The following is a 24,481-nucleotide window of genomic DNA, read 5'->3' as shown; positions in this document are numbered from 1 at the left end:
GGTAGTTCTACGCTCAGCCAGAAGTTCTTTAAGTATCCGGCGGATGAGCGCCGTGGTCAGGATGTACGCCAGATAAGCATTTCAAGGGAATATTCCGTGCGCTCCACATATTCCCCGTTCTGGTTGCGAAATCCCTCAAGATGCGCGGCAAGATGGGCCATATCCGGTTCCGCGCCACGGGCGCGCAGGTTGGTGGCGCAGGCTCCCAGCAGCTTATCACGGGTGTGCGGCACAACCCACTGGCCGTCAACAGGCAGCGCGGTGTACTGAATGCGGCAGCCTTCAAGCCATGCGCGCATGTCGGGGGCATCGGCAAATTGCGGCGGCGTGATACCGTAGTACGTGTACAGCCCGGCCATGACATCCGAGGTTTTGCGTTCGGTAAAGCCCATAAAGACCACCTGCTCCAGAGCATAGTGCTGCAATTTTTCGCGGGCGGCGTCATCGCTCAGGGCCGGGGTCATGGAAGCGAAAACAATCTGAAAGCGTTCCTCAAGGGCAAAGTGCTCCCAGTCGGAAAGCACGGGGCGGATGTTGGCAAGGCCCTGCGCGGCGGCATCCTGCATAAGGATACGGAGCATTTCGTCAGATATATCAACTGCCGTGACAGATGCGGCCTCCTGCGCAAGCCGGATGGTGTACATGCCGCTGCCGCAGCCCACATCCAGAACCGTTTTGTCCCGAAAATCCACGCCATTATCGCGCGCCAGCTGGAGCATGCGGGCCTCGTAGGTGTCGGCCCCGGCTTCATAGCGGGGAAAGGATTCGGCTCTGCTGTTCCAGAATTCCCTGGTGCTGTTTTGGGCTGTCATGGCGTATCCTTTGGGTTGGTCGCAACCCGCCTGGACAATTGGAGCAATGCACGGAAAATATGAGTCAGACGGCGCGGCAATATTGCAGCTTGTTTCTGATTCCCTGAGGTGTGGACTTTGCAAACACCCACTTGGCAGACGGTGAACCGTCTGCCAAGTGGGTGTTGTAAGCGCTTAACTGCGCGGCATAGTTGCCGCAATCCAAAACCTAGCGGGCTTCAAGCCGCTGCCGCAGAATTGTGACAGGGTGCAGGCTGAACTTGCCGGAACCGTGCGTGATCTGCACGCGGCAGGTGCCGCATTCAGAAACCGCCGCCTGAGCGCCGCTTTCGCGTACCTTGGCGAAAAGTTCCGAGCCTACAGTCTGGGCAATGTCGTATTTTTCCTTTTTAAAGCCATAACTGCCGGAAATGCCGCAGCAGCCTGCATCAGCATTTTCCACGGTCACGCCGTCAAGGCGGCGCAGCAGTTCCAGCCCCGGCAGGCCGTTGCCCTGCGCCCGCAGATGGCAGGGCGCGTGGTAGATCAGCTTGAGGTCGGGCAGGATTTGCTGTTTGCCATCGGCCTTCAGCGAGAGGTCTCCGCTGTCCACAGCATCCAGCAGAAATTCCTGCGCGTCCGCGAGGCTGCATGCGCCGTACTTTTCCGCCACATCGGGGAAGTATTCCGGCAGATCCACCCGGAACATGAGGGCGCAACTGGGGCAGCCCGTCACCACAGGTAGCCCTGCATCGCGCCACTGGCCCAGAGCTTTCAGGTTATGTTCCGCATTGGAGCGGGCATGCTGCCAGAAGCCGTTGGCAACCATGGGCAGGCCGCAACACACAAGTTCCTCGGGCACAATGACCTTGTAGCCCGCGCGGTTCATGGCCCACACCATATCAAGGCCGGTGCGCGGGTCGTACACGTCCACGTAGCAGCCGGGGTAGAAAACCACGCTGCGCTTGTGGTCGGGCTGATGCACATGGCGCATGAGCTGGCGGAAGGTCTGGGGCGCAAAGGCGGGCAGGGGCGCGCGTTTGTCGATGCCCAAGGCATCCAGCACCGTGCGGGTAACGGGATTGAGCATGCCGAAGTTCTTGAGCGCCGCCGGGATGAGCCGCAACCACTTGGCCATGAGCTCGCCGTGACCAAGCACCCAGTCGCGCAGGCCGGGGGAGTGCTTCTTGAACTGGTCGGCCCTTGCCATCATGTTGAGGCTGGAAACCGGCACGCCGTGCGGGCACGAGATGTCGCAGTTTTTGCAGTTGGCGCAGTAGTGCAGCGAGGGGTCTTCCGTCAGGCCTAGCAGGCGAAAACGCTCATAGGCAGGGCCTATCATGCGCGGCCCCAGAAACTTGGGGGTCGCATCCGCCACGGGGCAGTGCACCACGCAGGTGGTGCAGGCTATGCATTTGTCTGGATTGATGCGCACGCTCATTGGTTTTCCCCGGAAGCGGCGGCTGCGGCGGCCATGAGGCCCGCCTGCCAGCCCGTGGCGATGGCAACGCCGTGACCGCTTTTTTCTGTTGCGTAATCATATCCGCCAAGGCTGCGCCCGGCGAAAAAGACGTTTTGCCAGCGTACCACGGCGGCATCGTCCACAGGCCGCATGGTTCGGTCAACGCGTACACCCATGCGCGAGAACAGATGGTTGCCGAAAATTTTCGGCTCTGACCACTGCGATACATCCTGCGGCACGGTAATGTCGATGCCGAACACGGAATCCCAGCACTGGCCGGGTTCAAGCGTCATGCCGCCGCCAAGGATGCCGCCGGTGGCGGTTACAAAGGCGCGGGCGGCGTGGTGGCGTTCCTGCCCGGAGGCCTCGGCCACCAGGGCGGTGCAGGTTTTGCCAGTCGTTTCAGCGCGCAGAACCGTGGTGTTTTCCACCAGTTCAAAGTTGTGCTTGTGCAGGGCCTGCAACAGGGCGTCACGCAGGCGCAGACCGCCAACCCCCGGAGGGATGGACAGCATTTCCACCACCGGGCAGCCAGCGGCGGCATTGACCGCCTGCCAGACTTCCGGGTTGGCCTTGCTGCCGCAGAGCGGCGGAATAAGTATGAGGTCGTACTTTCCGGCATGCGGGGCAAGCGCATCCAGCAGCCAGCGGCGGCTGTGCGGCTTGTCCGCCATGCGGGCCAGATCAAGCGCCGATATGGCGCGGTGGGTTTCGCCAAAAGGCGAGGGCAAAAGCCCCTGCGTGAATTCCTTGTCGGCCCAGCTTTTGTAGCGCCGCAACTGGCTGACCACCAGGGAGGGGCGGCAGTCGCGCAAGCCCTGAACGCTCAGCACCAGCACCTTTTTGGCGCTGGCGAGCGCCTCTGTGTGCAGGCTGGCAGGCAGCAAATAGGTGGGCTTGAGCGTCCCCATGATGGTGGGCAGCTGGGTGTTGCGCGGCGTACCGTCCTGGGAGAGAGCGGGGCGCATGGGCCAGTGCTGGCCTTCCATCACATCTGCAAAGAACTGAAAGGCCGAGCGGACGCTTTCTGCCCCAAGCAGGCTGTAGGGATGGTCTTCAGGCAGCATGGCCAGACCCTGCCACGGGTCGGCGGCAAACCTGCCGTCAGCGTAGCCAAGAAAATCCACCGAACCGCCGCTGATAGCCAGCGAACCCATGCCCGTAGTGAGCAGCCGTACGCTGCGGCCCTGATCCGCTGCGGCAAGGGCGGCCACAAGGCCCGCCATGCCGGAGCCGACCACCAGTACGTCAACAATCCTGCTCATGGGCGGCTCCATCAAGATTGAGTGTTCCCGCGTATACGGCGCGGCCAAGTTCCATTTCACGCGCCTGCATGCCCCACAGGGCAGGGCGCAGACCGCCCCACCGCTCCTGAAGGAAGCGCCGCACGTTGTCGGTAGCTGAAAATTCAAGGGGAATGTCGTGTTCGGAAAGTGCGGCCACTGCCCGCAAGGAGCAGAACGTTCCCTGGCAGGTGCCCATGCCCAGACGTGTGCGCAGGCGGATATCCGTCAGCGAATGGGTGGAGGCATCACGTGCCACGCATTCAATCTCGGCCATGCTGACCATTTCGCATTCGCAGAGCAGGGGGTTGGAATCGGCCTTTTCCGCGCGTTCGATCACAGGGGTCAGGTCATCGCCCATGCGGTCGGCCATAAGCTGGATGCCCTGCACCGGAAAGTACTTGGCGGCGCGGGAAAGCGTTGCTTCGTCCGGATCCGGCACAATGGCTTCTTCTGCGGTGCGGCAGGGGGCGGTAACGCCAAGCTTGGCGCAAACCTTGTCTGCGGTGCGTTCGCCCATGAGGCGGTAGGTGGTCAGCTTGCCGCCGAAAATGGAAACCATGCCGTCAAGGCCCTGCTCGGCGTGGTCCATAACATGGAAGTTGCGGCTGGCCTTGCGCCCGGCGGCATTGCCCGGCGTGTAGAGGGGGCGTGTGCCCGCAAAGGCTCGCAAAATGCGGTAGCTGCGCACATCGGGGAACAGCGGTTCGCCGATTTTGAGCAGGCGCAGCACTTCCTCGCTGGTGGGGGTAGTGTCGTCCGGCCTGTCTGTGGGTATGGACGTGGTGCCAAGAATGGTGATGGAGCCGTGCGGCACAAAAATGTCGCCGTCCGAGCCGGGGTGCAGGCGGTTGACCACGCGCGAAGTGAAGCGGTGGTTAAAAACCACAAGCGTACCGCGATCGGGTGAAACCGCCACATCCAGCCCCGCAAGGGCCGCAATACGGCCAGACCACGAACCAGCGGCGTTGACAACAACAGAACAGGCAATCTCAATGGTTTCGCCCGTATTTTTGTTGATGGCCGTAACGCCGCAGACCTTGCCGTTCTTCTGACAGATGCCGGTCACTTCATGATAGGTGAGCATCTGCCCGCCGTGGCGCCTGGCCGACATGGCGTTGTGCAGCACCAGCCGGAAGCCGTCCACGCAGGAGTCAGGCACGCGGAAAACGCGTTTGACCTCGGGCGACATGTTGGGTTCAAGGCGCAGGGCTTCTTTGACGTCAATTTCAGGGGCATCAATGCCCGCTCGGGCACAGGCCTCAACCCAGCGATCCACGTAGGCGGGGTCGTCTTCAGGCGTGAGCGCAAAAAAACCTTCGGTTTGTTCCACGCACTGCCTGCCAATGCGCCGCACGATCGTGTTTTCTTCAATACATTCACGCGCGGATTCATTGTCCCCCACAGCGTAACGGCCGCCGCTGTGCAGCAGGCCGTGAAAGCGCGAGCTTGTGCCGTGGGCCAGGCCGCCCTGTTCGAGCAATATGGCAGGAACGCCGCGCATGCAAAGATCGCGCAGGGTTCCTATGCCTGTTGCGCCGCCGCCGATGACGACAACAGTAGTTTCAAGCATGGTTTCTCCAGTGGAGCAAATTGTCGGAATCGTCCTGAAGCATGCAGACGCTGTTAGATGCCGCGCCTGCGGGGCCGAAAAACAACGGCGCATCTACGCAACAAGATTGAAGGGCCAGATCGGTTGGATAATTGCTGCGGTTATGCTCAGGATGATTGTTGATACCGTATGGTTATCAATTTGTGTAGTTGCGTCAAGATTGAATGCAGGAGAATGTTGCGGTAGCGCTTGCCAGAGTGGGCAATGCCGCATAATGAAAGCAAAAAACTTGAGGATTGCATATATGGATTGGTCAAAAAAGCGTTGCGTTGTGCTTGATATGGACGGCACCGTCTACCTCGGTCATATCCCCATTGATGGGGCCGTGGGATTTATTCAGCGGCACTGGAACAGTCTGGATTTTTATTTTCTGAGCAATAATACTTCCAAATCGCCCGTCACCTATGTGGATAAACTCAACGGAATGGGTATTGCCGCGCGTGAAGATCTGCTTCTCTCACCCGTGACGCCACTGGTGGATTTTTTGCGCGCCAACGGCATCTTGCGTGTATTCCCCGTGGGCAATGCCGATTTTCAGCATGACCTGCTCAAGCGCATGCCCGAGTTGCAACTGGTCGAAGAAGGCGCGCAGGCCGTGGTGCTGGCCTACGATACGGAGCTCACCTACCACAAGCTTGCCCGTTCTGCCGTACTGTTGCAGGACAGTTCTGTGCTCTTCCTCGCCACGCACCCCGATCTGGTATGCCCCTCGCCCGAAGGCCCGCTGCCTGATGTGGGCAGTTTCATCAGCCTCTACGCCACTGCCACTGGCAGAAAGCCGCAGCATATTTTCGGCAAGCCCGACCCAGCCGTGCTCGCGCCTCTGCTGGCGCGCTACCGCAAGGAAGAAATGGTCATGGTTGGCGACCGCCTGAGTACAGATATGCAGCTTGCGCGCAATGCGGGCATTGATTCCATTCTGGTGCTCAGCGGCGAAGCCACGCGCGCCGATCTTGCCAGGGAGGAGCATCAGCCGACTCTGGTGCTTGAAGACCTGGGCCACGCCGATAAAGACTGGGCATAAAGCCAGTCTGCCCGTTGCCGACAATAAAACACCCGCTCTGGCCGAAAGACCAGAGCGGGTGTTTTATTGTGTCAAAGCCCAAGGCCTAACATGTTGTTGGGCCTAAGCTCGTTTTTGCGTCAGTCTAGTAGGCCACGGCAGCGCCATCGCCGCGCGGGTCCGTACCGCCCTGACGCACGCCGGTGGCCTGATCCACAAGGATTGCGCCAGCATGGCCCATGGTGTCGGTGTAGTTTTCAATCAGGCGCACGGGATGCCCGCGCCGCTTGAGTTCGTCCGCCACTTTCTGAGGAATGCGGCCTTCAAGCTTGAGGTCGTTGGAAGAAGCGCCCCAGGTGCGGCCATAAAGCCAGCGGGGAGCGGCAATGGCCTCCTGCGGGGTCATGCCAAAGTCCACCACGCGGGTAACGATGGCGGCCTGGGTCTGGGGCTGGCCTTCGCCGCCCATGGTGCCGTACACAAGGTAGGGCTTGCCGTCTTTGAGCAGCATGGCCGGGTTCAGCGTGTGGAAGGTGCGCTTGCGCGGCTCAAGATGGTTCACGTGCTTGGGATCAAGGGAGAAGAAGCTGCCCCGGTTTTGCAGCAGTACGCCGGTGCCGCCCGCCACGATGCCGGAACCAAAATCATGATAAATACTCTGAATAAGCGAAACCGCGTTGCCCTGCGCATCCACAACGCCAAGCCAGATGGTGTCGCCCTTGGGATCAAGGGGCGTAAGGTTTGTGGCAGCCTTGCTCATGCTGATGCGCGCGGCCTGATCCTTGCCATGCTTGGCAGAAAGCAGGTAGTCGAGCGGAATTTTTACAAAATCAGGGTCAGAGAGATACTTGTCGCGGTCGACAAAGGCTTCCTTGGTGGCTTCGATCAGCGCGTGGTAGTAATCCGCCGTGCCTTCGCCCATGGCCTTGATGTTGAAGTTGTTGAGGATGTTCAGAATTTCAAGGGAGGCCATGCCCTGCGTGTTGGGCGGGAAGTTCACGGCCTTGTAGCCCCGGTAATTGACGGAAATGGGGTCAACCCAATCGGCCTTGTGGTTGGCAAAGTCATTGAGGGTCAGCAGGCCGCCGTTGGCTTGCAGGTCGGCCACAATGCGCTTGGCGATGTCGCCCTTATAGAAGACCTGCGCGCCCTTGTCTGCAAGCTGGTTCAACGTGGCTGCCAGATCGGGCAGGCGCATGACCTGACCCACGGTGTAGGGGCTGCCGTCCGCATGCAGATAGGCTTTGCGGAAGGCGTCAAAGCGTTGCAGGTTGCGGAATTCTGAATCATTGGGATTGGTGTTGATCTTGCTCCAGTAAGCCAGCGAGGTGCTCACGGGAAAGCCGTTGGCGGCATAATCTGTGGCGGAAGCGAGCAGCTCCTTCCACTTCATCTTGCTGCCCATGCTCTGCTTGCTGTAGGCATAGGCCGCATCCCAGCCGGAAACTACGCCGGGCACAGTATTGGCCGCAATATAGCCTCGGGAGGGAATTTTTTTCAGCCCTTTGGAGGCATAAAAATCAATGGTTGCCATTTCGCCCGAGCGGCCGCTGGCGTTGAGCGCCTTGAGCTCGCCGGTTTTGGCATTGTAAATGAGCCAGAAGTTGTCACCACCCAGGGTGCACATCTGCGGGTAAACAACCGCAAGGGTAGAGGCGGTGGCAATGGCCGCGTCCACAGCCGTGCCGCCGCGCCGCAGCACGTCCAGCCCGGCCTGCGAGGCCAGATAGTTGGGGCTGGTGACAACGCCCCTGGTGCTCAGGGGGTTGGTTGCGGCAGAAATAGTCGCCGTGTACTGGGGCTCATCCTGCGCCTTGACTGTCGTGGTGGGCAGTAGCAGGCCGCATGCCATGAGAACAGGCAGGGTTTTGCGGCTGACCAGAGAGAGAAAATTCATGGACATCAGATTCTCCTTTCAGAAATGCTAAAGGCAATGAAACCGGCCATGTATATGCACCATCTGTTCCAAAGAGAAAGATAAACTATTTAAATGTATTGAATTTTTCAATGAGTGCAATCTGGAACATTTTTGTTTGATTCTCGGCTTGCTGGGCCAATTTTGTAACAAGTTGCAGACTGCGCGGCAAAACCATAGACCCGCCCCCGACAATCGCGGGCGACAATCTGTCTGTACAGCAGGCGTTGCGGAAATTTCCACGCTGTCGCTGCGTATTTGTTTATCAAACTCTGGAGGAATGATGGCGCGGTGCAGCAGGGCGCTTCACCTTGGCGAAGCGCCCTGAACTTGCCGCATTATTTGGTATTTTTTAGTTCAGTGACCATGTTGTTGAGTTTTTTGGCCTCATCGGCAAGGGCGGCAACCGCTCGGGCCGACGTGTGCATGATGGTGGCGGTTTCTGCCGCGATGGAGCTGACCTGGGTCACTGTCTGCGTGATGGATTCGGTCGCGGCGGACTGTTCTTCTGACGAAGTGGCAATGCCGCGCACCTGATCAACGGTCTGATCCACCATACCCACGATTTCGCGCAGGGCTTCGCCGGATTTTTGCGAAAGCGTGGTGGCGCTTTCCACATTGCCAGCCGTCACGTCAACCTGGCGGATGCTGGAATCCACGCTCTTCTGGATTGCGCCTATGGCATTGCCCACATCACTGGTGGAGCTCATGGTTTTCTCCGCCAGTTTGCGCACTTCATCGGCCACAACGGCAAAGCCGCGTCCGGCTTCGCCGGCGCGCGCCGCTTCAATGGCGGCGTTAAGGGCCAGCAGGTTGGTCTGGTCTGCAATATCGGAAATAACGCCCATGATCTGCGAAATGGCCCCCGCATGCTCGGCAAGCTTGGTCATTTCGTCTTTGAGCACAAGGGCATCCTTTTGCACATTGCCAATGGCCTGCACGGATTGGAACACAACTTCCGCGCCTTCCGCAGCGCGCTGGCGCATGCTGGTGGAAAGATCCGCCGTGGCCGAGGCGTTTTTGGCAACCTCTATGACCGTGCAGTTCATCTGTTCAACCGCCGTAGCGGCTTCAGTGGTGCGTGCGGCCTGCGTGGTGGCCCCTTGCTCGGCCTGTTCTATATTGCCGGAAATTTCGGCAGAGATGCTGGTTATGGCCGTTACCACCTGTTCCAGATGCTTGGCGGCGCTCAACATGCCTTCGCTGCGGGCGCTTCGCGCTTCTTCGGTCAGGCGTTCAGCTTCGGCAACGGCTTCAAGCGCCTTTGCCGCGCTCTGCTCGGCCTCGCGGGTTTTTTCTTCAGAAATTGCCAGCGATTTTTTTACGTTGGCTGTCATTTCCGACATGCAGCGTTCCAGAACTGTGACTTCGTCCTTGCCCGAGGCAACGATCTGCACGTCCATGTCGCCGTTGGATATGCGCTGCGCAGCCTCGCGGGCGGCCTTGATGGGCGTCAGGATGGAGCGGGTAATCAGCAGCATGAGCGGTATGTACAAAAGTACTATGCAGCAGGCCACCCCAATAAGGATTTTTTTGAGATTGGCGTAAATGGCATCGCTGATCTGGCCCGCGATTTCATTTTTGACCTGCTCCACGTTATCGATATAGACGCCAGCGCCAACCCACAGGCTCGTGCCGGGCACCTGCGCGCCATAGGCGATTTTGGACTGGGTGCCGCCGCCGGGCTTGTTGAAGACAAACGTCACAAAACCGCCGCCTTCAGAGGCTTTCTTGGCAAGCTCCGCATTGAAGCGGACGCCGTTTTTATCCACGGAATTGCCAAGATCCTTGCCTACCAGATCAGGGAAAACGTGGGCAACAACAATGCCGCCGTCGTATACAAAGAAGTAGCCGGAGCTGTCTTTTTCGTAACGGGCTTTTTTTATGGCGCTGGCAATAATGGCATTGCGCTTGGCAATGTCGGTAATGCCGCTGATCTGCTCGCCAATGCTGTTTGCCATGGTGGTCGAGAGATCGCGGATACGTTGCTTTTGGCCTTCATAGAACATTTCGCCCACTTTCTGGGCGGAAAGTTCGGTGGCAGAATTGGAAATGTGGATCAGGGAGTATACCAGCCCGCCAACAATAATCAGGGTAAAAATCAAGATCATGAACATACGATACGAGATCGTAAACATCCTGAACATGCATACCTCCTGTACCATTTACTGTTGAAGCAAATCAGCGGCGCCAACCCTTGGATTGGCCTTATGGTTCAGTCTGCAGATAAAAATTCCTGCTGCATTTTCACATTGATACTAATTAGCGTATCGTTCGTTGTATATATAACTTTATGCTTTGAATAAAAATCCTTTGTTACGAGAAAACGACGATTTTTTATCGGCTGGAAGTATTTTGATGCATGCCTATTGAATTGTTCAAAAAAGATGATGGCAAAGCGGTAAGGGAAATAACCATCTGTTAATTTTGACAGAAGGGTGATTTGTTGGCGATTTTTTTTAGATGACGGCAACAGCGGTGCTGTCGGCCAGAAAGTATGGACAATGGCAGACCGTATTGTTGAGTAAAAAAACTATATTTGCATAATATTATTTTGTGAAAAAAATCACTTTACTCCTGCTCTGGTACATCCTAGTGTGAATGCACAACCAGTTGTACTGGCTGTCGCAGTTACCCAAAAGACAGGAGAAGAGAAATGAAAGGTTTTGCAATGCTTGGCCTGAACAAGATCGGCTGGATAGAAAAAGAAAAGCCCCAGTGCGGTCCGCTGGATGCCCTTGTTCAACCCGTGGCGGTAGCTCCTTGCACTTCAGATGTCCACACGGTTTGGGAGGGCGCGCTGGGCGACCGGCACGACATGATTCTGGGACACGAGGCAGTTGGTAAAGTTGTGGAAGTTGGCTCCCTGGTGCGCTGCTTTAAACCCGGGGACAAGGTTATCGTGCCCGCGATTACGCCTGACTGGAATTCCCTTGAGGCGCAGGCCGGGTATTCCATGCATTCCGGTGGCATGCTCGCGGGCTGGAAGTTTTCCAATTTCAAGGACGGCGTGTTTGGCGAGCTTTTTCACGTGAACGATGCGGACGGCAACCTGGCCCTGCTGCCGCCCTCCATTGACCCCGCCGAAGCCGTGATGTTGAGCGATATGGTGCCTACGGGCTTTCATGGCGCGGAACTGGCAGATGTGCAGTACGGTGACTCCGTGCTGGTGGTGGGCATTGGCCCTGTAGGCCTGATGGCGGTTGCAGGCGCGGCCCTGCGCGGCGCTGGCGAAATTTTTGCTGTTGGCTCCCGGCCTCTCTGCGCAGAGGTTGCCCGTGAATACGGCGCCACAGCTATCATCAATTACCGCGATGGCGACATTGTCAGCCAGGTGATGGACCGCACCAAGGGCAAGGGCGTGGACAAGGCCATCATCGCCGGGGGTGATGTGGATACCTTTGCGGAGGTCATACGCGTGCTCAAACCCGGCGGACGCATCGGCAACGTGAACTATCTGGGTTCTGGCGATGCCGTTAAAATCCCGCGCATCGAGTGGGGTTGTGGCATGGGCCACAAGATAGTGGCTGGCGGCCTGATGCCCGGCGGCAGGCTGCGCATGGAAAAGCTGGCAAGCCTGCTGGTTCACGGGCGGTTGAGCGTTGCGCCCCTGCTGACCCACAGATTTAAGGGTTTTGAAAATATTGAAAGCGCCCTGTTGATGATGAAGGACAAGCCGCGCGACCTGATCAAGCCTGTGGTTGTGGTGTAGTACCCGGCCACAATGAAGCTTGTCGGGCAAAACAATAAGCTCCGGCATGCGTCAAACAAAACCTCCCGGCATACCAGTGGCATGCCGGGAGGTTTTTACTTATGCGCAATGAGTTGCTAGTTGCCGCCCATCAGCCAGTTCATGGGAACAATCGAAAGGCTGGGGAAGAACAGCAGCAGGAAGAGCATGAGCACTTCCACAAGCACAAAAGGCACAAGCTTGATGATGAGGTCGGCAAACTTGATGTGCCCGATGCCGCACACAACGTACAGCACCGTGCCCACTGGGGGCGTGATAACGCCGATGCCCAGGTTGAGCACAAAGAGCAGGCCGAAGTAGTACGGGTCAATGCCTGCCTGCTGGATCAGCGGGTAGAACACCGGTGCAAAGATCAGGATGTTGGGCGTGAGATCCATGACCATGCCGATAAGGAACAGGAAGATATTGATGCTGATGAGCAGCAATATGGGGCTGTCAATAAGCGGCGAGAAAAGCGCGGTCATCTGGTTGGGAATCTGCGCAATGGTGATGAACCAGCCAACAGCCGTAGCCGTGGCCACAATCAACATAACCACCGAGGTGGTACGGGCCGCCCGGGCGCTCACCCGCAGCAGATCGCGGAAGGAAAGCTCGCGGTAGTACAGCACGCACACCAAAATGGCGTAAATGGCTGCAAACGCGCCGCCTTCAGTAGGGGTGAAAACACCAAAGCGAATGCCGCCAAGCAGCAGCACAGGCATCATGAAGGCAGGCGTGGAGTCGATAAGAATCTTGATGGCTTCTTTTTTGGTGAAGCGGATGGTTTCGTTATAGCCATCCTTGCGCACCACAAAGAACCACACCACCATGAGGGCCAGACCTATCATGATACCAGGCACCAGGCCGATCATGAACAACTTGGTGATGGAAAGCCCGCTGACCGTAGCGCCAAGCAGAATAAAGTTGGTGCTGGGCGGGATGATGGGGCCAAGAATAGCGCCGGAGGCGATAACAGCGCCCGCGCGGCCAGGGTGGTAGCCCACCTGCTTCATCATGGGCAGCAGCAGGCCGCCAAGAGCGGCGGCTTCACCCACGGAGCTGCCCATCAGGCCAGCAAAGATGATACTGGCAATAATGGCCGCATAGCCAAGACCGCCGCGCACTCGGCCAATTATGAGCTGGGCAAGCTGCACCACGCGCTTGGAAAGGCCGCCCTCCGCCATGATTTCACCAGCGAACACAAAGAAAGGAATGGCCATCAAGGGATAGTTGTTGGCGCCGTCCAGCATGCTGCCGGGAATAATCATGGCATCCCACATGCCCGAGTGCCACATGAGCACAATGGAGCACAACACAAGCACAATGGCCAGCGGAACGCCAATGAGCATGAAGAAGAAGAGGGAGCCGAGGAAAATAAAGAGTTCCATTCTTCTCTCCTAGCCCTTTTGGAAGGTGGATGCAGGTCTGCGAACCAGGCTCACGAGGGAGCGCAGTTCTACAACAAAACCAACAAGGGCCATGACGGGCAATGTGCCGTTGATAAAGGCCATGTTGACGTTTGTCGCCACGGAGTAGGTATCAAGCGTCTGCAGCACGTTGACCACGCCGCCGTAAAACAGCAGGCCAAGGGCAAAAAGGCTGCAGGCCGATGCCATGATGTCTATTGTTTTGCGCTTTGTGCCTTCAAACTTTACCACGAGCAGGTCGACGGCAATGTGCTTCTTGCAGATAAAGGCTTCAATGGCGCCGAAAAACGTGATGTACATAAAGAGAAAGCGCGCCCATTCTTCGCTCGGCGGGTAGCTGGAAGAAAAAATGTAGCGCAGCAGGGCATTGTAAAACACAAGACCGATCATGCCCAGAAAGATGACGGCGCAAAATACTTCAAACAGCAATTGCCCCATGGTTTCGTGCTTGGGTTCCTGCTCCGGTTCAAGCAGGGCATGCACGCCCGGCGCATGATCCGGCGGAAAATTTTTGGAAATGTCATCGCTCATAACGAACCTCTGGAAAACGCTGCCCCAATCGCTGGCTACGCAGTGCCGTGCTGATGCTAGCAAGCCTGTTTGTGCCGCCGCAGATGGCTGCGTGAAGAATTGTTACACCCCCCGCTGTCCAAAGGGCTGCGGGGGTTTTGTCCATGAACTGCACAGGCCGGAAAAGCCTATACTTTTCCGGCCTGCAAAGCGGGGAACAATTATTTGGATTCGCGGTAGCTGGCGGCGCTGTCCAGAATGGCCTGGCAGTTGGGCACCGTATCATAAAAGAGCTTCCAGCTGCGCTTGCCGGCTTCAACCATGTACTCGTGGAATTCCTTGCTGGGGGTGTTGATGCTGCCCTTGTTGGCAAGGATGGTTTCCTTGGCTTTTTCGTCGCCTTCCTTAACCATGACCCACACATCGTTGGCGGAGCGCTTGGCGGCTTCGTCAAACCACTTTTTGTCCTCGTCGGGCAGCGACTGATAGAACTTGTCGTTGATGTAGAGGGAATGGATCACGAGGATGTGGCCGGTAAGGGTGATCTGGGGCGTGATTTCGTACATCTTGAGGCTGACGATGTCGGCCAGGGGGCTGTCGCCGCCGTCGATGACGCCCTGATCAAGCGCGCCGGGCACTTCGGCAAAGGGCATGGGCTGGCCGCTGATGCCGCATTCCTTGGCAAAGTTGGTGTACAGGGGAATGTTGGGTACGCGCATGCGCAGGCCCTTAACGTCTTCCACCGTGACGATGGGCTTCTTGGTGTAGAAGTGGCGGAAGCCCAAGGGGAAGGCGTTCATGGTACGCAGGCCGGACTTTTCGGTGAAGCCTTCGTTGATAAGGTCAAAAGTCTTGCCTTCCATGGCGCGGCGGGCGTGATCCAGATCGTCGAAGAGCATGGGCGTTTCAAGCATGGCCATGGCTGGGTGCAGGGCAGAGGTCTGCGTACCGGTGGCGCACATCTGGATGATGCCCTTACGGGTGGCGGCAATGTAGGCGTCTTCCTTGCCAAGCTGGCTGTTGGGGAAGACCTGCACTTCATATTTGCCATTGGAAAGTTCGGCAAGATACTTGCCGAAAAGGTGCATACCGATGGTTTCCGGCTCGCCTTCGGGCTTCATGCCCGCGATCTTGATGATGGTCTTGGCTTCGGCAGCCTGGGCAAAACCAAGGGTCATGCCGCAAACAAGGCCCAGAGCAACAAGCAGAGCTACGATACGTTTCATCCTGTAAACCTCCTCGCTAGTAAAACTTAGATGCCGTTTGACAATGAAAACTTATCCCTGTCCACAGCAGGGGGGCAATTATGACCAGCTGACGCGCCCACGTTTCCCTCAACGTTCTGGTGTGTCAGACTCTGACGGGTCAAAAGCTGAGGCAAACTTAAGTGACGATCTACCTAAAATTCAACTGTTATTTGCAAAAAAAAGTTGAAGAAGCTCTTATATCCTGAATCCACGCCGAAATGATTATTTTCTGCAAAAATGTAGAAAATTGAAATATTGCTGTTTTTGCTGAAAACATGGCAACTACTACAGTTGATTTATAAATATGAAAAAATTTTTTACATAAAAGTTATATAGTATATAAAAAAATTATTTGAAATTTATTAAATACTGGACATAAAAATTATAAACAAAAAAATATGATGTAGTTTTTGAAAAAAAATCCTGTCTCAAATTATTTTTACGGAAAAAATTTATTTTTATTTTTTAAAATAAACTAAAAAATATTGTTGATGTATAAATAATAAATAAAAAATTAAATCATAACACACTTAATCGTGATTATTGTGACAAATATATTACAAATTTGTGACAATTTGATGGCTCAGTTTTTCGGCGGCCTCCCCGCCATCTGCTTATGTGCAACTGGCAGCCGGGCAGGCAGTGAGAATCCTGGTCAGCAACAACGCATTGCAACACCAAGGCGCCTGACAGTGGCGGCATGTGCCCTGATGTTGCAATGCGCAGGGTGCTAGATTTTTTTGAGCTTGTATTCGCGACTTCCAAGGCCCAGCGATTCGCCATAACTTAGTTGCACCTGTCCGCAGGTATGCGGCCAGCGGGCGGAAAATTTGTCTGCAACCGTTTGGGGCGAGGCCTCCTGCCCAAGCGAGGGCGCTTTTGAAACAAGGTCAAAACATGCTTGATCCAGCGCTACCGGGTCGGTCGAGGCCAGAATGCCCACATCCGGCACCAGCGGCATGTCGCTCCAGGGGGCGCAGTCGCAGTCGGGTGTTACGTTGAGCACAAAGTTGATGTAGCAAACACTCTTTTTGCGGCCTTTTATTGCCCCATATGCATATTCTGTCATGCGCTCGATAAATGGCTGCATCTCTGTTTCCCAGTCTATGCTAATTGCTTTTTCGGGGCAAACAGTAATGCATTCAAAGCAGCCTATGCATTTTTCAATGTCCACAACGCTTTTTTTGCTTTTCATGCTGAGCGCGTGCTGAGGACACACCTTGACGCACTTGGCGCAGCCAACGCATTTTTTTTCGCTGACAGACACGTGGGTGGCGTGCTGTTCTTTTTTTCCGCGCACGGCAGCGCCGCCCATGGCGAGATTCTTGATCGCGCCGCCAAATCCCGCCATTTCATGCCCCTTAAAGTGCGACAGCACCACCATTGCCGGAGCGCGCCGTATCTCTGTGGCGATATGTACGTCTTTGAAATGCTTGCCGTTGATGCGCACGGGCACGTCATTTTCGCCATACAGGCCATCGGCCAGAATGATGGGGGCATGCACCACCGAAGGCGCAAAGCCGTGGGCGTATGCCGTTTGCATGTGGTCTACGGCATTGTGGCGGCTGCCGGAATACAGGGTTGTTGTATCTGTCAGAAATGGCTTGCCGCCTGCCTCCATGATCTTGTTTACAACCTGGCGCACCAGAGTGGGGTTGAGGTGCGTGTCGTTGCCGTATTCGCCAAAATGCAGCTTGATGGCGGCAAGTTCTTTTTTCTTGATGATTTTTTTCAGATTGAGCGCATCGCAGAGGCGCGCTACCTTGGCGATTTTGCTGTCCTCGTGCGACCGGCAGTGCATATCTGCATAATAAACTGTGGCGGGCATGGCGTGGCCTCCATGTGAGGATGTTTAGGGTGCGGCAGGGCAGGGAATCCGGCACGGTTCTGTCCTGTGCAAAGCTTCAAAATACTAGCTCATGCCGCGCAGCCAAGGCAATAAGGCTGTCCGCAAGTATCGTTGACACGAGCCGCCATTAAGAATAGCGTATTCCGGTTTTAATTTTTTCCACTCAGCCAGTTATGCATAGCTAAGGAGGCTTTATGGCCGTTTATGTCGTTGATCATCCTCTTGTGCGCCACAAGTTGGGCATTTTGCGCATGGGGGCCACCTCCACGCGCGAATTCCGTTCTGTTTCCAACGAAATCGCGAGTCTGCTCATTTACGAAGCCACCAAGGGCTTTCGTACAGAAAAGCACACTGTTGAGGGTTGGGCCGGGCCTGTGGAAATTGAGGTCATTTCCGGCAAGATGGTGACGGTTGTTCCCATTCTTCGCGCTGGCCTTGGCCTCATGGACGGCGTGCTGGACATGATACCCGGCGCCAAGATCAGCGTTGTGGGCCTCTACCGCAACGAAGAAACCCTTGAACCTGTTGAATATTACGTAAAGCTTGCCAACGACATGGACCAGCGGCTTGCCATCATCCTTGACCCCATGCTGGCAACCGGCGGCTCGCTTATTGCCGCCATCAGCCTGCTGAAGCGCCACGGTTGCAAGCAGATTTGCAGCCTCAACCTTGTGTGCGCGCCCGAAGGGATTGCCAAGGTCAAGGCCGCCCATCCGGATGTGGACATCTACACCGCCGCCATTGACGACCATCTGAACGAAAACGGCTATATCATTCCTGGTCTCGGCGATGCCGGCGACCGTATCTTCGGAACCAAGTAGCGAGGGGCCCCATGAGCACAGCCAGTACGCGGCGCGAGATTGCACCCACTGACTATAATTTTCGCTTCAGGGATTGTCTTATAGGCGCGCAGATGCTCTTTGTGGCCTTTGGCGCTCTGGTTCTTGTTCCCCTGTTGACCGGGCTTGACAGCAACGTGGCTCTTTTTACCGCTGGTGTGGGCACCTTGCTGTTTCAGGTTTGCACGCGGGGCAAGGTTCCCATTTTTCTTGCTTCGTCTTTTGCCTTCATTGCGCCCATCATTTACGGCGTTCAGACCTGGGGCATGGCGCAAACCCTTGGCGGGCTTGTTTGCTCCGGTCTGGTGTATTTTCTTTTGAGCGGGCTTATCCGCTGGCGCGGCACGGATGTGGTGCTGCGTGTGCTGCCGCCCATTGTGACCGGCCCGGTCATTATGGTTATCGGCCTTATTCTTGCCCCGGTGGCAGTGCACATGGCCCTGGGCAAAACAGGCGACGGCGCGGTTGTGCTGGTGCCTGAAAACACGGCCCTGTGGATTTCCATGACTTCGCTGGCCGTTACCGTGCTGGTGTCGCTCATGGGCAAGGGCTTTTTGCGCCTCATGCCCATTTTGTGCGGCATTGCAGCTGGCTTTATTGTTTCGATGTTTTTCGGTGTGGGCGATTGGACAAAGGTTGCCGCAACACCCTGGTTGCAGATGCCCTCGTTCACCTTCCCAGAGTTTGCCTGGGAGCCGATACTTTTCATCATGCCTATTACGCTTGCCCCGGCCATTGAGCATTTTGGCGACGTTGTGGCCATCAGCTCCATTACCGGGCGCGACTACCTGAAAGACCCCGGTGTTCACGCCACCATGTTTGGCGATGGTGTTGCCACCATGGCTGCCGGTTTTGTGGGCGGCCCGCCCTGCACCACCTATGCCGAGGTTATCGGCGCGGTGAGCCTTACGCGGGTGTTCAACCCCGCCGTGATGACCTGGGCTGCCATGTGTTCAATTTTGCTGTCGTTTGTGGCTAAAATCGGCGCGTTCCTTGGCTCCATTCCCGTGCCTGTCATGGGCGGCATCATGATTCTGCTGTTCGGCGCGATCATGGTTGTGGGCCTGAACACGCTGGTGCGGGCTGGCAAGGATCTGATGGAGCCGCGCAACATGATCATTGTTGCGCTTATCATCATCTTTGGCGTGGGCGGCATGCAGTTCAGCATCGGTTCGTTCAAGCTTGGCGGCATCGGCCTTGCGGCAGTTACGGGCGTGTTGCTCAACCTGCTGCTGCCCAGAAGCCGCACCTAGATCAGAATCTTCAGCGCGGATTTTTGTAAGGTTCGCGCTGATCTGGCGCGGCATATGGCTGATTTTGCCTGATTCCTTTTCTATGCAATTTGGCTGATGGATTTTGTCCGTTGCGGGCGGCATGGCGTACTTCGTCGTGCCGCCCTGTTTTTTTGCAAATTTATTGGGCAGCAACTGGTGGAGCCCAGAGGCAATCAGGATGGTGGGCAGTACAGCGCATTCAGGGCTGTGAATTTTCAGAGATTGCCGTACGTTGGTATCAATACGACACAAAGTTGATAGATATGTCATGCATTATGTTTTTACCGCTTGGGTGTGTGCTGTAGATAATATACTGCAGCAATAATTTATTATCACAAGTAATTATGATAATTTTGTGTAGCTATTAAATGAAATAGAATATTTTTAAATAAATATTGCTTAGAGAGTTTTTCGTTTGTTAGTTTATATCTGTATTAATGCGAAAAGTGCAGTAATTTTTTATATAAATATTATTTTTTTAATAAAAACATATTGAATATATATGAAATTATATAAATAAAATGTGTCTTAAAACATCTGTACCTGAGCGGAGAAAATCGGTATAGAGATATCCCCCAAGTTTGGATGGGCCTGCCAGCCAGCAGACCATTGTCAAAATCTCTTTTCTTTTTTGGGTAAATCCCCGAGTCGCCAATGCAGCGTAGTAGTAATCATCAGTCCTGGGAATGGGTAGCCGGGCCAGATTTGTGTTATTGCGACGATGTCCCCTTCAAGTCCGCAATTCTTGGCATTCCAACGGTAAAAGGGCAGTCCCTGTTTTTCGGCATGGATGCCGTTGACCAGCAGATGGCCATGGAAACCCTCATGGATGAATATGGCGAGCCGCGCGCCTTTTCAAACGTGATCGGTCATTATGTGCGGAAAAGCGATGGGGTGCTGTTTCTGCTTGAAATGAGCGGAGAGCCTCTGTTTGATGATGGTTACGGCCTGATGGGATATAAAGGCGTAGAACGGGTTATTGCCAACATTGCCTTGTATTCTGCGGGAATTTCCACCTCCATTGACCTAGACACCATCTACGCCACCGCCCCCATTGCCATGTGCGTTGTTGACCGCGATGGCGTGCTTATTTCTGCCAACGAGCACCATGTGCAACTCTCTGGGCGGTCATTGTTTGACACAAGCGGCGCGCACATTTCTTTGTTGCACCCGGAGCTGGAAGCAAACATCCAGAGTGACTTTTGCAATCTTGATGCGGGGGGGCGGGTTTCTGACCACGAAGTGAGAATCGACAACAGGGATTACGCTGTTTCCGTCACGCCGGTTCGCAATGCGTCAGGTACCATCACGGCGCTGTCGCTGGCGTATTTTGATATTACTGAGCGCAAATCGCTGGAACGCAAACTTAAGGAAGCCAACGAGCGTCTGCGCCATATGTCCATTCACGACCATCTCACGGGCGCGTATAACAGAAGATTTTTTGACGCCATCCTGCGCCGGGAGGCTGCCGTGTGCAACCGCCGCGCGGGCAACCTTTCAGTGATCCTTATAGATATAGACTTCTTCAAGTTTTATAACGACAAGTACGGGCATCTGGCAGGCGATGAATGTCTGGCTCAGGTCGCCAGAACCATGAAGGACTCGCTGGAAGATATGGGGGGCGAGCTGTTCCGCTATGGCGGCGAAGAGTTTGCCGTGGTGCTGCCCGAATGCGATGACCGCAACGCCCATGAAGTATGCGAAACTTTGCGGGCAGCGGTGTGTGATCTCAAAACACCCCATGCGGGCAGCGATCGCAACTATGTGACCATAAGCGCCGGGGTGGCCACGGTGCAAAGCCGGTTTGAAAAAGTGTCGCCTTCCCAACTCGCGGCCAAAATCCTTGAAGCCGCCGATAAGGCGCTTTACGAGGCCAAAAATTCCGGGCGCAACAGAGTGAGAACCAGCACCGTGTAAGCCTTTTATCTGCCGCTGCCCCTGGTTATGTTTTCCTGCCGCATCCCATTCCGGGAGGGCAGGATTTTTTTGTGGGCTTGTTGTGCTAGTTCACCTTTCCCTTCCAATCCCCTCCAGTCTGGAACCGTTTTAGCGCTTCTGGGCTGCCTGGCACACCATTTGCCGAGACCTAACCCTTGCTTTGATTGCTACCTGCGCCTGGACACACTCAGGGCCGCGCCAGCAGCTCCTTAACGTGTTCCGTCATAAAATCCACCAAAGCCCGCACTCGCGAGGGCAAACCTTTTTGCACCGGGTAAACCACATGGGCAGGCAGTTCACGCGCGCGCCATGGGGGCAACAGGCCGGCGTGGTGCTGCTGGCGCAAGGACTTGTGGACTGAGGGCAGCGCGCAAAGCGCCGCTTTTTGAGCGCTGATTGTTACAGTTACATGGTGCATGTCTGTTTAAAATTTTGATTTCAGCCTGTTAGCCATGTTACGGCATAGCAAAAAAGCCCGATAACCTTCACGCTGCCAGCACACAATCCCTCTGGATTTTTTCTATAGTGCAGGCCATGCAATACCCAGTACGCATCCGCATCATTTCAGGCAACGCTGTAAACGGCGGATGTGTCGCGCCGTTACGGCAACGTAGTTGCTGACGGCGTGATGATGGCGGAATCGCGAATGGTCACAGCACATTCAGGAGGAAGCCGCATGTTCCCAAGCCCAGACGGAAAGCCGAGAAATTCCAGCCCGTTCAATGCCACGTTCTGCGTAGATCTGCACGTCCATTCCCGCCATTCAACCTGCCCCTCGCAGTGGATTTTGCAAAAGATCGGCTGCGGCGAAAGTTACACCCCTCCCCGCAAGATTTACGACATAGCCCGAGCCAGGGGCATGGACTACGTTACGATTACAGATCACGACACCATTGCTGGCGCGCTGGAAATCGCCCACTTGCCGCAGACCTTCATCAGCGAAGAAATTTCGGCCTACTTTCCTGAAGACAAGTGCGAAATTCATGTGCTCGCCTGGGATATCACGGAAGCGCAGCACCGGGAGATAACCCGGCTCAGGGGCAACATCTTTGAGCTTGTTCCCTACCTGATGGGTCAGGGCATTGCCCATGCTTGCGCGCACCCCCTGTGCGCAGCCAATAACCGGTTGACTCTGGGCCATGTGGAGCAGCTCATACTGCTGTTTTCAGTTTTTGAGCTTAACGGCGCGCGCAATAATGTGCAGAATGACGCGCTGCGCCAGATTGTGGCCGACCTGACCCCGGAATCCACAGCTAGAATGGAAGAAAGACACGGTCTTGACGCGCTTGTTGCCCAGCCCTGGCGCAAGAGTTTTGTGGCCGGGTCAGACGACCATTCCTCCTGCAATATCGCCAGAAGTTCCACAGTGATAGAAGTTCCCCGCGCGGAACTTGGCTGCTCGGGCCACGCCCCGGCTTCGGCCCTGTTGCGGGCTGTCATGGCAGGTGGCACCACGCCCAGGGTCATACCTGCAACGCCGTTGGGTTTTGCCCATAATCTGTATGCCATTGGCTACCAGTTCTACAAAAACTCCACGGGGCTCGCGCAGGATATCAACAACAGCAACGTGCTGCGCTTTGCCGAAAACATGCTCACGGGCAAGCCAGATACGCGCACCCACACCATCAAGACGCGGGTTATGTCCATTGGCGGATTTTTGCTCAACTGCGGTAGATGGGTGTCCCGTTCTGAAAAAAGCATGCAGGAAAGTATACTTGAGGCGGCAGGCAGGGCCATTGCCCAATCTCCGGAGCTTGCCGCGGCGGCGGACAGCGTCAACGTCATTGTGCCGCAGGAGCGCATGCCCCGGCGTGAGGCGCTGCTGGCCCGCTTTGTAGGCGATGTGGCGGAAAATGTGCAGCTTGCCTGCGCCAATTCTGTTTTGTCTGACGTACTCAAGGGGAATTTTTTCAATGTATTCAAGCTGGTGGGAGCCATGGGATCGCTTTACGCCATGCTTGCCCCTTACGGCATCGGTTATTCGCTTTTTGCGCAGGATAAAATGTTTGCGCGTGAATGCCTGCGCCGTTTTCTCCCAAGGGATGCCAGATCCGGCACGGCGGCGGACAGGGCCGCCATTGCCCATTTTACGGATACCTATCTTGAAGTGAACGGTGTTGCCAAAACCCTGCAATCCATGTTGCCCCTGGCGCGGGAGCAGGGCAAGAAAATGGATATTCTCACCTGCGTGCGGCCAGAAAATGCGAAAGGCAGCCACTCCGACGGCCTTGGCCCCATAAATTTCAGCCCCACGGGCAGTTTTTCAATTCCTGAATATCCCGAGCTGACGCTGCACTATCCGCCAGCACTTAAAATCGTACAGCACTGCTATGAGAGCGGTTACACCCTGCTGCACTCCGCAACGCCCGGCCCCATGGGGCTTGCGGCCCTGCTGACGGCAAAAATGCTCAAACTGCCCATCCACGCCACCTACCACACGGCATTTCCGCAGTATATTCTGGAGCTGACGGGCGACCCCTCCCTGGAGGAAGCCACCTGGCGGTATGTGTACTGGTACTATAACCAGATGGATGTGGTCTTTGCGCCCTCAGCTGCCACCATGAAGGAACTGATCGCCCACGGTCTGCCAGAGGAGAAAATCCGCCTCTATCCCCGTGGGGTGGACGCCTCGCGCTACACGCCAGCCTGGCGCAACAGCGGACGGGAAAGTGCTCAGGGTACACGTTTTCTGTATGTGGGGCGGCTCTCAAGAGAAAAAAGCGTCAACCGTCTTGTGGATGCCTTCAGGATGGTGCTGGAGCATATCCCCGGCGCGCAGCTGACCATTGTGGGCGATGGCCCGCAGGCTGGGGAACTTCAGGCGCGGGCTGCGGACATGCCCGTGACCTTTACGGGCTATCTGAGCGGGGCAGCACTTGTGCAGGCCTATGAAGAAGCCGACATCTTTGTTTTCCCTTCAACCACAGATACGTATGGCAAGGTTGTACTGGAGGCGCAGGCTGCGGGGTTGGCAGTGGTGGTCAGCGGGCAGGGCGGCCCCAGAGAAAACGTGGTGCCGGATAAAAGCGGTATAGTGGTGCGGCAGGAAACGGCAGAGGCCTATGCCTCGGCCATGGTGGCTCTGGCAAGCGACGAGGCCACGCTGTTTGCCATGAAGCGCGAGGCCCGCTGCTATGCAGAATCGCGCAGCTCGCAAAAGGCCTTTGCCGCTCAGTGGAAGCTCATTGAAACCCTGACGCCCCAAGCATGCTGGTAGCCTTTGCGGCATACCGCAAGGCCAGCCTGGCACGTTCTGCACAGCTCAGGCGCGCTAACTAACCGCTCTGGCAGCAAAATACCGCAAGACTGGGTTTGATATGAGCCTGACCGCCCTTGGCAGAATGCCCGGGGCGGTTTTAGTCGCTGACTCTGCTCACAAGGCGGGCCAGCACATCGGGGCCGTCCTTGAGGAGTCTTTCGCGCATGACCGAAGCCTCGCTGAAGGTAATTTCCGCAAGCAGGTCTTTGCCTTTATCTGGATTGCTGGAAATGATGGCTTCAAAGGTCTGGGCTACAGCTTCCTCATCCCGGCCAGTCAGCTGGCTGAGGGCACCGATCAAAACATCAACTCTGCGCATGAAAATTATCCTTAAGCCTGATG

At 55.9% G+C, this 24,481-nt stretch carries 18 protein-coding genes; 6 read left to right on the top strand and 12 right to left on the bottom strand.

The genetic code is table 11. The annotated features are described in order from the left end of the window. Positions 1-56: 56 nt before the first annotated feature. The 4 genes from JMF94_RS07580 to glpA all read right to left on the bottom strand — a co-directional run bounded on the left by JMF94_RS07580 (position 57) and on the right by glpA (position 5,109). Positions 57-812, bottom strand: a complete 756-nt coding sequence (locus JMF94_RS07580; RefSeq protein WP_240824533.1) for a class I SAM-dependent methyltransferase — start codon at positions 810-812, stop codon at positions 57-59. A 208-nt stretch (positions 813-1,020) separates the two neighbouring features. Beyond that, positions 1,021-2,232, bottom strand: a complete 1,212-nt coding sequence (locus JMF94_RS07575; RefSeq protein ID WP_240824532.1) for an anaerobic glycerol-3-phosphate dehydrogenase subunit C — start codon at positions 2,230-2,232, stop codon at positions 1,021-1,023. Then, positions 2,229-3,518 carry an anaerobic glycerol-3-phosphate dehydrogenase subunit GlpB gene (glpB, locus tag JMF94_RS07570; RefSeq protein ID WP_240824531.1) on the bottom strand — a complete coding sequence of 430 codons (1,290 nt, stop codon included), beginning with the start codon at positions 3,516-3,518 and terminating at the stop codon, positions 2,229-2,231. The genes JMF94_RS07575 and glpB overlap by 4 nt, the downstream gene beginning before the upstream one ends. Further along, positions 3,502-5,109, bottom strand: a complete 1,608-nt coding sequence (gene glpA, locus JMF94_RS07565) for an anaerobic glycerol-3-phosphate dehydrogenase subunit GlpA (protein ID WP_240824530.1) — start codon at positions 5,107-5,109, stop codon at positions 3,502-3,504. The genes glpB and glpA overlap by 17 nt, the downstream gene beginning before the upstream one ends. A 283-nt stretch (positions 5,110-5,392) precedes the next feature. Here glpA and JMF94_RS07560 point away from each other — a divergent pair, with 283 nt between their 5' ends. Further along, positions 5,393-6,172 carry an HAD-IIA family hydrolase gene (locus JMF94_RS07560; RefSeq protein WP_240824529.1) on the top strand — a complete coding sequence of 260 codons (780 nt, stop codon included), beginning with the start codon at positions 5,393-5,395 and terminating at the stop codon, positions 6,170-6,172. A 124-nt stretch (positions 6,173-6,296) separates the two neighbouring features. Here the strand turns inward: JMF94_RS07560 and ggt are convergent, their stop codons facing one another. Both ggt and JMF94_RS07550 read right to left on the bottom strand, forming a co-directional pair. After that, positions 6,297-8,054, bottom strand: coding sequence for a gamma-glutamyltransferase (gene ggt / locus JMF94_RS07555; protein ID WP_240824528.1), 1,758 nt, complete (start codon positions 8,052-8,054; stop codon positions 6,297-6,299). Positions 8,055-8,404: 350 nt separating this feature from the next. Continuing rightward, complete coding sequence (locus JMF94_RS07550; RefSeq protein ID WP_240824527.1) at positions 8,405-10,213, bottom strand: methyl-accepting chemotaxis protein; 1,809 nt, start codon at positions 10,211-10,213, stop codon at positions 8,405-8,407. Between the two features lie 509 nt (positions 10,214-10,722). Between JMF94_RS07550 and JMF94_RS07545 the strand changes: the two genes are divergently transcribed. After that, positions 10,723-11,778, top strand: coding sequence for an NAD(P)-dependent alcohol dehydrogenase (locus tag JMF94_RS07545; protein ID WP_240824526.1), 1,056 nt, complete (start codon positions 10,723-10,725; stop codon positions 11,776-11,778). 116 nt (positions 11,779-11,894) lie between these two features. Here the strand turns inward: JMF94_RS07545 and JMF94_RS07540 are convergent, their stop codons facing one another. The 4 genes from JMF94_RS07540 to JMF94_RS07525 all read right to left on the bottom strand — a co-directional run bounded on the left by JMF94_RS07540 (position 11,895) and on the right by JMF94_RS07525 (position 16,808). Next, entirely contained in the window at positions 11,895-13,184 is a 1,290-nt protein-coding gene (locus JMF94_RS07540; RefSeq protein ID WP_240824525.1) for a TRAP transporter large permease, read from the bottom strand. A 9-nt stretch (positions 13,185-13,193) separates the two neighbouring features. After that, positions 13,194-13,754 carry a TRAP transporter small permease gene (locus JMF94_RS07535; RefSeq protein ID WP_240824524.1) on the bottom strand — a complete coding sequence of 187 codons (561 nt, stop codon included), beginning with the start codon at positions 13,752-13,754 and terminating at the stop codon, positions 13,194-13,196. A 200-nt stretch (positions 13,755-13,954) separates the two neighbouring features. Continuing rightward, on the bottom strand, positions 13,955-14,959 hold the full coding sequence (locus JMF94_RS07530) for a TRAP transporter substrate-binding protein DctP (RefSeq protein WP_240824523.1): 1,005 nt from the start codon (positions 14,957-14,959) through the stop codon (positions 13,955-13,957). 751 nt (positions 14,960-15,710) lie between these two features. Continuing rightward, positions 15,711-16,808 carry a DUF362 domain-containing protein gene (locus tag JMF94_RS07525; protein ID WP_240824522.1) on the bottom strand — a complete coding sequence of 366 codons (1,098 nt, stop codon included), beginning with the start codon at positions 16,806-16,808 and terminating at the stop codon, positions 15,711-15,713. A gap of 215 nt (positions 16,809-17,023) precedes the next feature. Between JMF94_RS07525 and upp the strand changes: the two genes are divergently transcribed. The 3 genes from upp (at position 17,024) to JMF94_RS07510 (ending at position 20,859) form a co-directional block, all read left to right on the top strand. Beyond that, positions 17,024-17,650, top strand: coding sequence for a uracil phosphoribosyltransferase (gene upp, locus JMF94_RS07520; protein WP_240824521.1), 627 nt, complete (start codon positions 17,024-17,026; stop codon positions 17,648-17,650). Between the two features lie 11 nt (positions 17,651-17,661). Further along, a complete protein-coding gene (locus JMF94_RS07515; protein ID WP_022659274.1) occupies positions 17,662-18,921 on the top strand; it encodes a uracil-xanthine permease family protein in 1,260 nt (419 codons plus the stop codon). Between the two features lie 675 nt (positions 18,922-19,596). Further along, on the top strand, positions 19,597-20,859 hold the full coding sequence (locus tag JMF94_RS07510) for a diguanylate cyclase (protein WP_240824520.1): 1,263 nt from the start codon (positions 19,597-19,599) through the stop codon (positions 20,857-20,859). A gap of 208 nt (positions 20,860-21,067) precedes the next feature. Here JMF94_RS07510 and JMF94_RS07505 read toward each other — a convergent pair whose 3' ends face one another. After that, positions 21,068-21,298, bottom strand: coding sequence for a hypothetical protein (locus JMF94_RS07505; protein WP_240824519.1), 231 nt, complete (start codon positions 21,296-21,298; stop codon positions 21,068-21,070). A gap of 258 nt (positions 21,299-21,556) precedes the next feature. On the opposite strand from JMF94_RS07505, the gene JMF94_RS07500 reads away from it, so the two are divergent. Next, complete coding sequence (locus JMF94_RS07500; protein WP_240824518.1) at positions 21,557-24,097, top strand: glycosyltransferase; 2,541 nt, start codon at positions 21,557-21,559, stop codon at positions 24,095-24,097. Between the two features lie 139 nt (positions 24,098-24,236). Here the strand turns inward: JMF94_RS07500 and JMF94_RS07495 are convergent, their stop codons facing one another. Beyond that, on the bottom strand, positions 24,237-24,458 hold the full coding sequence (locus tag JMF94_RS07495; RefSeq protein WP_240824517.1) for a hypothetical protein: 222 nt from the start codon (positions 24,456-24,458) through the stop codon (positions 24,237-24,239). Positions 24,459-24,481 lie beyond the last annotated feature (23 nt).

The sequence above is a fragment of the Desulfovibrio sp. UIB00 genome, from assembly GCF_022508225.1.
Classification (GTDB): Bacteria; Desulfobacterota; Desulfovibrionia; order Desulfovibrionales; family Desulfovibrionaceae; genus Desulfovibrio.
Note: the sequence above shows the minus strand (reverse complement) of the source record. Positions and strands in the feature narration are given on the sequence as shown.

What these genes read in the sequence shown, in the direction of transcription:
- JMF94_RS07580 (WP_240824533.1), bottom strand. Translation starts at nt 812, where the DNA reads ATGACAGCCCAAAACAGCACCAGGGAATTCTGGAACAGCAGAGCCGAA.
- JMF94_RS07575 (WP_240824532.1), bottom strand. Translation starts at nt 2,232, where the DNA reads ATGAGCGTGCGCATCAATCCAGACAAATGCATAGCCTGCACCACCTGC.
- glpB (WP_240824531.1), bottom strand. Translation starts at nt 3,518, where the DNA reads ATGAGCAGGATTGTTGACGTACTGGTGGTCGGCTCCGGCATGGCGGGC.
- glpA (WP_240824530.1), bottom strand. Translation starts at nt 5,109, where the DNA reads ATGCTTGAAACTACTGTTGTCGTCATCGGCGGCGGCGCAACAGGCATA.
- JMF94_RS07560 (WP_240824529.1), top strand. Translation starts at nt 5,393, where the DNA reads ATGGATTGGTCAAAAAAGCGTTGCGTTGTGCTTGATATGGACGGCACC.
- ggt (WP_240824528.1), bottom strand. Translation starts at nt 8,054, where the DNA reads ATGTCCATGAATTTTCTCTCTCTGGTCAGCCGCAAAACCCTGCCTGTT.
- JMF94_RS07550 (WP_240824527.1), bottom strand. Translation starts at nt 10,213, where the DNA reads ATGTTCAGGATGTTTACGATCTCGTATCGTATGTTCATGATCTTGATT.
- JMF94_RS07545 (WP_240824526.1), top strand. Translation starts at nt 10,723, where the DNA reads ATGAAAGGTTTTGCAATGCTTGGCCTGAACAAGATCGGCTGGATAGAA.
- JMF94_RS07540 (WP_240824525.1), bottom strand. Translation starts at nt 13,184, where the DNA reads ATGGAACTCTTTATTTTCCTCGGCTCCCTCTTCTTCTTCATGCTCATT.
- JMF94_RS07535 (WP_240824524.1), bottom strand. Translation starts at nt 13,754, where the DNA reads ATGAGCGATGACATTTCCAAAAATTTTCCGCCGGATCATGCGCCGGGC.
- JMF94_RS07530 (WP_240824523.1), bottom strand. Translation starts at nt 14,959, where the DNA reads ATGAAACGTATCGTAGCTCTGCTTGTTGCTCTGGGCCTTGTTTGCGGC.
- JMF94_RS07525 (WP_240824522.1), bottom strand. Translation starts at nt 16,808, where the DNA reads ATGCCCGCCACAGTTTATTATGCAGATATGCACTGCCGGTCGCACGAG.
- upp (WP_240824521.1), top strand. Translation starts at nt 17,024, where the DNA reads ATGGCCGTTTATGTCGTTGATCATCCTCTTGTGCGCCACAAGTTGGGC.
- JMF94_RS07515 (WP_022659274.1), top strand. Translation starts at nt 17,662, where the DNA reads ATGAGCACAGCCAGTACGCGGCGCGAGATTGCACCCACTGACTATAAT.
- JMF94_RS07510 (WP_240824520.1), top strand. Translation starts at nt 19,597, where the DNA reads ATGCAGCGTAGTAGTAATCATCAGTCCTGGGAATGGGTAGCCGGGCCA.
- JMF94_RS07505 (WP_240824519.1), bottom strand. Translation starts at nt 21,298, where the DNA reads ATGCACCATGTAACTGTAACAATCAGCGCTCAAAAAGCGGCGCTTTGC.
- JMF94_RS07500 (WP_240824518.1), top strand. Translation starts at nt 21,557, where the DNA reads ATGTTCCCAAGCCCAGACGGAAAGCCGAGAAATTCCAGCCCGTTCAAT.
- JMF94_RS07495 (WP_240824517.1), bottom strand. Translation starts at nt 24,458, where the DNA reads ATGCGCAGAGTTGATGTTTTGATCGGTGCCCTCAGCCAGCTGACTGGC.